This window comes from Gordonia malaquae NBRC 108250, from assembly GCF_000344135.1.
Taxonomy (GTDB): Bacteria; Actinomycetota; Actinomycetes; order Mycobacteriales; family Mycobacteriaceae; genus Gordonia; species Gordonia malaquae.
Map to the genome: position 1 here is coordinate 1 of NZ_BAOP01000083.1, position 1,581 is coordinate 1,581.

Sequence of the window (1,581 nt, forward strand, 5' to 3'; positions counted from 1 at the left end):
CTAGTGGCTGCCGGTATTGCCACGAAAATCGGGGGCCAACCGCGGAGTAGCGCCATTGGCGTCAAAGTCACCCTCGTTGATCGCATCAGGACTATGGTATCAGGTACTCGAAACCCTGAGTATCAGATACCTACAGTATCTGGTCCTCCACTCGATTTTGTCAACCATCTAGTGAGGAGGAGTGTCGAGCACTGCAAGTAGTGTCCAGGCTGTCGATGGGCTGGACTCGATTGGGCAGGCCAGTGAGATGGTCGCGCGGCGCGCTGATGGGGGGCTGCTCGGCGGTGTGGTGACGTTCATTGACACGACATCACGATCGGAGACCCATCATCGAGGGGAACAGCGGTGTGCAGCTCACCGAGATCTATGCCCGATCGCCGCTCGCACCATGCTGTTCCAAAACCCGAGGACTACACCAGCGTGCTGCGGGTCCTTGACGCCTGACCATGAACGATTGCAGTGATTTGGCTAGCGGATTGTCCTTCCGAGGATCGACAGCTTCGCCGGTAGACACGCGATGACGAGGTGCTGATTCCTGCCGTCACAGTAAGGGAGAGCGTTGCGGTGCGGGTTCGCTTCGCGACCTCGCTGAATGGGCGGCTCGGCTGGGGACAGAAGACACGGTGAGGGATTGGGCCGGCGTGCCGACGATGAAGAGCCCAACCTCTGACGCGACGCGCGTGGCCGGGCGTCGCCTCTCGCAGTTCGGGGCGACTTCGAGGGCTTTGACGAGACGCGGTCTCAAGCCTCCGGGTCGAGGGCGTACTGCGTCCCGAAGGCGGTACTGCTGACTGCCGCAGCTCGTGGGCAAAGATGTCGGTTGCGAACGCCTGCTGCGATCAGTAACAACTGATGTGCGTGTTTGCTCTCGGTGTGAGATCGACTAACTTGAGTCGAAACGAGTCAAAGTGCTCGGATTCGCCCGTTTGATGACCGTGGCGCGCTCTGGCGGGACGTCAAAAACAAGCTGCGTGTTGATTTTCAGGAGGCATCGTCATCGACAGTCCAACCGATGAGCAGCTAACGGTCCACTGGTGGAACGCATTCCAGAACCGCGGCGACGTAGTCGACGGTGCAGAACTGGAGGCGCACCACCCATGGTGTCTTGGGTGCGGTACCGACAATCCGCACGGATACCGCTTGCAGGCCCGACGGCGTGGAGATGGCGTGGTTGCCGTGCATGTATTCGATGGTAGACATCGCGGCGCCCCCGGAATAGCACACGGTGGCGCCGTGGTCACCGTCCTCGATGACATGGTGGGGATGCTGCTCTACGTCGTGGGCGAGATGGCGGTAACTCGCAAACTCGACACCGAGTTCTTCGCCCCCGTGTTGCTGGGCACCCGGTACGAGGTCAGTGCCGATCTCGTGTCCCGGACGGGCCGCAAACTCAAAGTCCGGGCCGAACTGCGAGAGGCGACAACCGGCCAGCGCGTCGCGTCGGCGGTTGGGCTCTTCATCGTCGTCACGCTGGAGCACTTCACGAGCACGTTGGGTAAGAGTTCTCCGAACCACGTTGTAGAGACGGCTATTCCGCAGCAGGTAAGTGACCACGACGATACGCCGACGACGCACTAATCT

At 60.7% G+C, this 1,581-nt stretch carries 2 protein-coding genes; one reads left to right on the forward strand and one right to left on the reverse strand.

Features of this window, described 5'->3' with window-relative positions:
- Positions 1-1,020: 1,020 nt before the first annotated feature.
- Positions 1,021-1,182 (reverse strand): hypothetical protein, encoded by a 162-nt coding sequence (locus GM1_RS23235; RefSeq protein WP_306302661.1) that lies wholly within the window; start codon positions 1,180-1,182, stop codon positions 1,021-1,023.
- Here GM1_RS23235 and GM1_RS21250 point away from each other — a divergent pair.
- Positions 1,177-1,578, forward strand: a complete 402-nt coding sequence (locus GM1_RS21250; RefSeq protein WP_223291294.1) for a PaaI family thioesterase — start codon at positions 1,177-1,179, stop codon at positions 1,576-1,578. The two genes, GM1_RS23235 and GM1_RS21250, sit on opposite strands and share 6 nt — an antisense overlap.
- Positions 1,579-1,581: the final 3 nt, after the last annotated feature.

Excerpts from the sequence above, each read along its gene's own strand:
- GM1_RS23235 (WP_306302661.1), bottom strand. The coding sequence starts at position 1,182 with ATGCACGGCAACCACGCCATCTCCACGCCGTCGGGCCTGCAAGCGGTA.